The sequence below is a fragment of the Mycobacterium sp. genome (genome assembly GCF_032159765.1).
In the GTDB taxonomy this organism is placed as follows: Bacteria; Actinomycetota; Actinomycetes; order Mycobacteriales; family Mycobacteriaceae; genus Mycobacterium.
In genome coordinates this window covers 25,652-33,051 of record NZ_JAVHWM010000040.1, presented here as the reverse complement: position 1 = coordinate 33,051, position 7,400 = coordinate 25,652, and the positions used below count along the sequence as shown (strand labels likewise).

Here is a 7,400-nt window from a genome sequence, read left to right as displayed (position 1 = left end):
TTCAGGGCGCCGGAGACTGCTCCGGTCGTCGTGTCAGGGGTGCCGACCGCCGGCGTGCCTGGTGTCGGTGCCCGGTTGGTGCCCTTGATCGGCACGGTGAAAGTCACCGGAGTGCTCGCCTGGCCATCGCTGGCAACCGCGGTGATGCTGGCTGTCTTGGCTCCCTGCGCCGTGTTCGCGGCATCGCGGGCGGCCTGGGTCGGAGTGAATGTGTAGTTGCCGCCGGTCACGGTAACTGTTCCGCTCGACGGCTGAGTGGGCACGCTGTAGGTCAGGGGGTTTCCGTCGGGGTCTGTGAAATTCAGTGCGCCCGTGACGGTTCCGGATCCCCGATCAGGTGTGCCGACCGACGGCGTGCCTGCCACTGGCGGGTTATTGCTGGCCGCAAGCGGAGAGATCGTCACGGTCACGGCCACGGTCGAGGCGACTGTGCCGTCGTTGGCGGTGACGTTGAACGTCGCGGTGTCGGTGCCGGGCGTCTGGGCCGCGGCATTGCGCGCCGCGGTCGTCGGGGTGTAGGTGAACCCGCCCGCAGCGGTGACGACCACGTTCCCGCTGCTCGGCTGGCTCGGCACGTTGTACGTCAGGGTGTCACCATCTACGTCATTGAAGTTGAGGGTGCCAGTGACTGCGCCGTTACTTCCACTCGGCGAGCCGACCGTCGGCGTGCCTACGACTGGCGCGGTGTTGCCGCGGTTCAGCGTGACGCTGCGCAGGGCGGCGTTTGACATGTCGCCGACGTAGATCTGATTGCCGTCGGGGCTGACAGCGATTCCGTGCCAGTTGTTACTGGGCGCGGAGTCGATCGAGAACGTGGTCGTCACCGCATTCGTCATCGTGTTGATCGCCGAGACGGTGTCGATGCCGTTGGCTGCATACAACAGGCTGCCGTCGGGACTGAGCGCCAGACCGAACGGGTTGGCGCCCACAGTGATCGTCGCGACCGTGGTCGTGGTGGCTGTCGGGTTGATCACCGTGACGTTGTTGGAACCCAGGTTGCTCACGTAGACCCGCGTGCCATCTGGAGAGATGGCCACGCCTATCGGGTTTCCTCCGGTCGAAATCGTCTTGACCACAGCGTTGGTGGACGTGTCGATCACCGACATGGTGTTGCTGCCGTAGTTGGTGACGTAGGCGCGGGTACCGTCTGCCGACACGGCCACGCCCGCGGGCGTTCCGCCGACGGCAATGGTCGTGACCAAAGTGGGCGTGGTGTTGACGGTGTTGAGCACCGCTACCCGGTTGGTACCGGTCATCGTGACATAGACGCGTTGTCCGTTGGGCGACACCGCGATTCCATAGGACTGTCCACCACCGGTGGTGTAGGAGCCGACGACTGTGTTGGTGGCGGTGTTGATCACCGACACGCCGTTGTTGCCGGCGACGTAGGCGCGGGTGCCGTCCGCGCTGAGCGCGATCGCGGTGGGCGTCGCGACAACACTGATGGTGGTCACTGCGCCGCTGGTCCGGTCGACCACCGACACCGAGTTACCGGCGGAATTGGCGACGTACGCCTTCGTCGCAGACACCGCGACCCCCAGCGGATTCACGCCGACCTGCTTGGTCGTCACAGAGGAGACGACCGCAGGCAGCACCGGCACACTGACCGTCACCGGCGTGGTGGCCGGGCCATCGCTGACCGTCACGGTCAAGCTGTCGAAGTCAGCGGCCGCGGTTTGTCCCGCAGCCAACCGGGCCGCCTGCGTGGGCGTATACGTGAACGCCCCCGTTGCGGCATTGACCGTAACCGAGCCGCTCGCCGGCGCCGTCCCAGTCAGCGTGTACGTCAACGTGCTTCCGACGACACCGGTCCCGTTGATCGCACCCGTGACCACACCAGTGGCCTGATTCGGCGAAGACTGGGTCGGTGACGCCGTCGGTGGCGGTGTTGGTGAGATCGGTGCGTTGAAGGTTACTGAGCCGGTGGCCAGTCCGTCGCTGGCGGTGACGGTGATGGTCTGGTTCTTGGCCCCGTTCGGTGTCGCGGCGGCATCGCGCGCGGCTTTCGTCGGCGTGAAGGTATACGTGTTGCCGCTGAATGTCACGGTGCCGGTCGACGGTTGGGTGACGCTGAAGGTCAGTGGATCGCTGTCGGGGTCGGTGAAATTCAGGGCGCCGGAGACTGCTCCGGTCGTCGTGTCAGGGGTGCCGACCGCCGGCGTGCCTGGTGTCGGTGCCCGGTTGGTGCCCTTGATGGGCACGGTGAAAGTCACTGGCGTAGAGGCCTGCCCGTCACTGGCGACCACGGTGATGCTGGCGGTCTTGGCGCCCTGCGCCGTGTTCGCGGCGTCGCGGGCGGCTTGGTTGGGGGTGAAGGTGTAGTTGCCGCCGGTCACGGTAACTGTTCCGCTCGAGGGCTGAGTGGGAACGCTGTAGGTCAGGGGGTTTCCATCGGGGTCGGTGAAATTCAGTGCGCCCGTGACGGTTCCGGTTCCCCGATCCGGTGTGCCGACCGACGGAGTGCCTGCCACCGGCGGGCGGTTAGCGACCAGTGGGGAGATCGTCACGGTCACAGATACGGTCGAGGTGGCTGTGCCGTCGTTGGCGGTGACGTTGAATGTCGCGGTGTCCGTTCCCGGCGTCTGGGCCGCGGCGTTACGGGCCGCGGTCGTCGGGGTGTAGGTGAATCCGCCCGCCTCGGTGACCACCACGTTGCCGCTGCTGGGCTGGCTGGGCACGCTGTAGGTCAGGGTGTCCCCGTCGACGTCCCTGAAATTCAATGTTCCAGTGACCGCGCCGTCGGTGTTGCTGGGCGCACCGACCGTCGGGGTGCCTGCGATCGGCGCAGTGTTGCCCCGGTTCAGCGTGACGCTGCGCAGGGCGGCGTTTGACATGTCGCCGACGTAGATCTGATTGCCGTCGGGGCTGACAGCGATTCCGTGCCAGTTGTTACTGGGCGCGGAGTCGATCGAGAACGTGGTCACCACCGCATTGGTTTTCGTGTTGATCACCGAGACGGTGTCGGGTCCGTTGGCGGTGTAGACGAGGCTGCCGTCGGGGCTGATCGTCAACCCGAACGGGTTGGCGCCGACGGCGACTGTGGCCACCGTCGTCGTGGTGGCAGTCGGGTTGATCACCGTGACATTGCTGGACCCGAGATTGGCTACGTACACCCGCGATCCGTCGGGCGAAACGGCGACCCCTTCGGGGTTGGCTCCGGTCGAAATGGTCTTGATTACGGTGTTGGTCGCGGTGTTGATCACCGACATGTTGCTGCTGCCGTAGTTCGTGACGTACACACGTGTGCCGTCGGCGGACACCGCGATGCCCACCGGGACGCTGCCGACCGCCACGGTGGCTACCAGGGTCGGCGTTGTCGAGGTCGTGTTCAGCACGGCCACCTTGTTGGTGCCCGCCATGGCGACGTACACGCGTTGTCCGTTGGGCGACACCGCGATTGCGTAGGCCTGTCCACCACCGGTGGTGTAGGAGCCGACGACTGTGTTGGTGGCGGTGTTGATCACCGACACTCCGTTGTTGCCGGCGACGTATGCGCGGGTGCCGTCCGCGCTGAGCGCGATCGCGGTAGGCGTCGCGACAACATTGATGGTGGTCACTGCGCCGCTCGTCCGGTCGACCACCGACACGGTGTTGCTGGCGGAGTTGGCGACGTACGACTTGGTCGCCGACACGGCGACCCCCAATGGATTCGTGCCGACCTGCTTGGTCGTCACAGAGGAGACGACTGCGGGCAGCACCGGCACACTGACGGACGTCGTCGTGGCCGTCTGGCCATCGCTGACCGAGACGGTGAAGCTGTCGAAGTCGGCTGCCGTGGTTTGTCCGGCCGCCAACCGGGCCGCCTGCGTGGGCGTGTAAGTGAATGCGCCAGTTGTCGCGTTGACCGTCACCGAGCCGCTCGCCGGTGCCGTGCCAGTCACGGTGTAGCTCAGGGTGTTCCCGTCAACGTCGGCCCCGTTAATCGCGCCCGTGATGGCGCCGGTCGTCTGATTCGGCGCCGACTGTGTGGGGTTGGCCGTTGGCGCGGTGTTGACGGCGGCGGCCGCGGCAAAGGTGGAGAACGACTGCGAGCTCTGGGTTTCGGTGGTTGCCTGGCTGGTCAGTGTCGCTGCGCGACTGGATTGCGAAAGCTGGCCGGAATCAGTCTGGCCGTACTGACGCCGAACCCACGCCAGCATTGCCCATAAGGTCGGGGACTCCGTTGGCACCGCCGGGGCGGCGCCCGCAATCGGGGCGAGCCCCACCAGAGCCAACACACCAGAGACAGCGGTCTTCAATGTCGCAGGCGCGCCTGCGAATGCGGCGGGCGTCGCGTCGGCCTGAAGGGTGCTCGCTTGACGCGACGTGCTTGCTTGCGCTGTCTGCGCGGTGACGGACGACGAATTCGGCGTGACGCCTGACGTCGCACTGACAAGATTTCGTACCGCCGTGCGCAACGGTGCCGGTGTAGCCGACAGCTTCACAGTGGACGGCGACGCATCAGCCTCATTCGACGGCGAGCCCGTGCTGAGCTTCGACGACGGCTTAGGCGTGTCGCCCAGCCCTGTTGAACGCGTCGGCTTCTGGCGCTCGCCCAGCGCCAGCGGGCCAGGTGCGATGAGGCCCGGTTTGGAGCGGGAACCACCGGTGCCCTGGGCGGCGCCGGTATTAGGGCCGGTCGCCGCTGGCGAAGTGCCGGACGACGTGCCCGTCGCACTCGTCGAACTGGAAGGCGCAGATCCGCTCGGTGGAGTCTGGGTCGACGACGGGGTGGTCGTGGAAGGTGTCTGCGCGCCAGTGGTCGAGGTTGCACCGGTTGTCGCAGCTCCCGGGGTCGATGGCGATTCCGCAGCACCCGGGGTCGAGGGCGCGGACGGCGAACTGTCGGCTGACGGCTCCGCCAATGCGATACCAGGGGAACTCGCCACGGCCGCTCCGACGCCAAGCGCCACGGCCAGTGCACCGACACGTCCGATATAGCGCGCGTTACCCATGCGAGGTCCTTCCCGGGATGCCGGCAAACGCAGTTGGCCGGGTTGTGCGTGTTTCGAGTGCCAAGCCGAATTTCTGCACGCCCGCCGAAATATTCGGGTGCTCGAAGCCGACCTTCACTTCATCCCTCCAACAGCTTGCATAGAGATGGCTTAGCCAGGAGGCATAAGCCACATTTGCTTAGTCTGTCGAAAGTTATCCGATAGCGGAATGGTTTTGGCAAACTTCGTCTGGCGTAAATCTGTCGTTAGCCCGTGCACTGCGTGTACCCGCGTCGAACTTCGCGCAACCCGGAATGGCGGCACCAAAGTATTCGGGCCGCTGCATTTACAGGGCTATATACAGCGCAAACAGTGATCTACATACCTTCCAGATGAATTGGAGTTCGTTTCAGTACTTATGCACCATTATCAGCCGCTTTGGCGGGCTGGTCATGTATTGACGTGTTCTCAGTTAAGGGCAGCGACGCTCAAAGTGTGCTGCCGGGCACCCGAAAAACGGCGGCAGCGTCGAACACATGTAGGGCGTCAGGTTTTTGCCAGAATGCGCAGTCGGTCGCGGGCGGCCGCGACGCAGCGCGGCTAATCGACCGGTCGGCTGCGGGAAGCAAAGTCGGACAGCGCGGCCGCGTTGGCCGCACCGCCGATCAATTCTGCAAAGCATGCGGTTTCGCGCTCGACGGCGGCGTCGATGTGTGGCTGCAGCGGCGCAACGATCGTTTTCTTGACGGCCATCAGGCTGGGAATGGGTTTCGAGGCGAGCACCTGTGCGTGGCGGTAGGTCTCGGCCAGCAGTGCGTCCGGCGCGCACACTTTCCAGACCAGACCCATGTCGCGCGCCTCGTCGGCGCTGATCCATTCCGACGACATCAGGATCCAAGCGGCATTCTGGCGGCCGACCTGACGCGGAAACAGGAACGACGACGCTGCCTCTGGGGCGACACCCAGGCTGGTGAATGGGCACTTCAATCGCGCATCCGAAGACATGAACGCCAGATCCACGTAGCCCAGGATCGTTGCGCCGATCCCCACTCCCACGCCGTTGATCGCGCATACCAACGGTTTCGGGAATGCGCTGAGCGCCTGGACCATCGTGAAAAAGCCGTGCTGCCCACCGTTTTCGGGCGGGTTGGTGATGTTCTGCTGCATCTCGACGAGGTCGGCGCCCGCACTGAAGGCCCGGCCCGCTCCGGTCAGCACCACCACCGCGACGTCTGGATCATCCGCGGCCGCCGACACCGCGTCTCTGATTGCGCAACACAGTGCTTCGTTGAACGCGTTCAGTGAGTCCGGCCGGTTGAACGTCAGCGTGCGTATGCGGTCCTCGTCAGAGACGAGAAGGATTGATTCACTGGCCATGGGTGTGCATCTCCTTCGCGAGCATCTGATGTATCTCGTCGATCGACCACGGGGGTGAGCCTGTGTGGTCGCGGTAGCCGATCAGCGCCTGTCCCGGACGCTTGAAGCGGCCCACGTAACCGCCTGCCGCCACGAAGATTTCGCCGGTGATGCCGGCAGCCATCTCGCTGGCGAGGTAGGCGTAGATCGGTGCCGCGTATTCGGGCGGTGGCGCGTCGAGTGCCACCGCCTTGCTTCCGTCGTCGAGAAGTCCCCGGCGATGCAGGTCGTCGATGTGGGCTTCATACTCCCGCCCGGTCGACAGCCGGGTCTTGGCACCGGGGCACACGACATTCGCCCGCACACCGTGTGGCTTGAGCTGGCCAGCGATCGCCATCGTGAAGGCGTTGATGGCGCCCTTGCCCGCGGGATACCCGGTGCCCCCGTAGTCGCCGAGGAACGCAAACGAACTCGTGTTGACGATCGCGCCGCCGCCCTGATCGACCATCAGCGGCGCGGCGGCGCGACATGTCTGGAAGACCGTCCACAGGTGTGAGTCGAGGAACTCGCCGAATTCTGCGGTCGTGACGTCGAGGATCGAGGAGTTGTGCCGTCCTGCGATGCCCGCGCAGTTGATCAGAACGTCGATCCGGCCGAACGCGTCGACGCACGATCCGATCAGGGCGCTCGCGGTGGCTTCGTCCGCGGGGGAGCCGGCATAAGCGAGTGCCCGTCCACCGTCACGTGCGATCGCCGACGCGCTCTCCTCGGCGGCGTCAGAGTCGCGCCCGTTCACCACTACTCCGGCGCCGTGCGATGCGAGTAGTGCCGAAACCTCTCTACCGATCCCCCGACTGCCGCCGACGACGACTGCGGCGCGGCCGGCCAACAGGCCCGGTTCCACCACTGCAGCTCCATCCGCGTTGCGCCGTCGTACTGGCGAAACTATAGTCTGGACACATGTCCAGCTATTGTCGGAGCCCGCTCGGGTACTCGAACCATTGCTCCCGATAGCCGGTTCACCTGCAGAGATGCTGTTGTGCAAACCCCCAGCCGGATCGCTGGACCCCGTATGGCAGATTCAAAACAAGGCGCCATCGAGCTAGTTGGACGACTCTGTCGGCAGCGGAA

Annotated in this window: 4 protein-coding genes; 1 reads left to right on the top strand and 3 read right to left on the bottom strand. The window is 65.2% G+C overall.

The window, feature by feature from the left end; translation table 11 throughout:
* A partial coding sequence (locus QOH60_RS04725) for a beta strand repeat-containing protein (RefSeq protein WP_526417627.1) occupies positions 1–4,238 on the bottom strand: 4,238 nt, incomplete at its 3' end.
* Between the two features lie 91 nt (positions 4,239–4,329).
* On the opposite strand from QOH60_RS04725, the gene QOH60_RS04720 reads away from it, so the two are divergent.
* A complete protein-coding gene (locus QOH60_RS04720) occupies positions 4,330–4,920 on the top strand; it encodes a hypothetical protein (RefSeq protein WP_526417625.1) in 591 nt (196 codons plus the stop codon).
* A 593-nt stretch (positions 4,921–5,513) separates the two neighbouring features.
* On the opposite strand, the gene QOH60_RS04715 is transcribed toward QOH60_RS04720, so the two are convergent.
* Together QOH60_RS04715 and QOH60_RS04710 are read right to left on the bottom strand one after the other, a co-directional pair.
* Positions 5,514–6,290: an enoyl-CoA hydratase/isomerase family protein gene (locus QOH60_RS04715; RefSeq protein WP_526417623.1), complete on the bottom strand. Its 777-nt coding sequence runs from the start codon at positions 6,288–6,290 to the stop codon at positions 5,514–5,516.
* Positions 6,280–7,176, bottom strand: a complete 897-nt coding sequence (locus QOH60_RS04710) for an SDR family NAD(P)-dependent oxidoreductase (protein ID WP_526417621.1) — start codon at positions 7,174–7,176, stop codon at positions 6,280–6,282. The genes QOH60_RS04715 and QOH60_RS04710 overlap by 11 nt, the downstream gene beginning before the upstream one ends.
* Positions 7,177–7,400 lie beyond the last annotated feature (224 nt).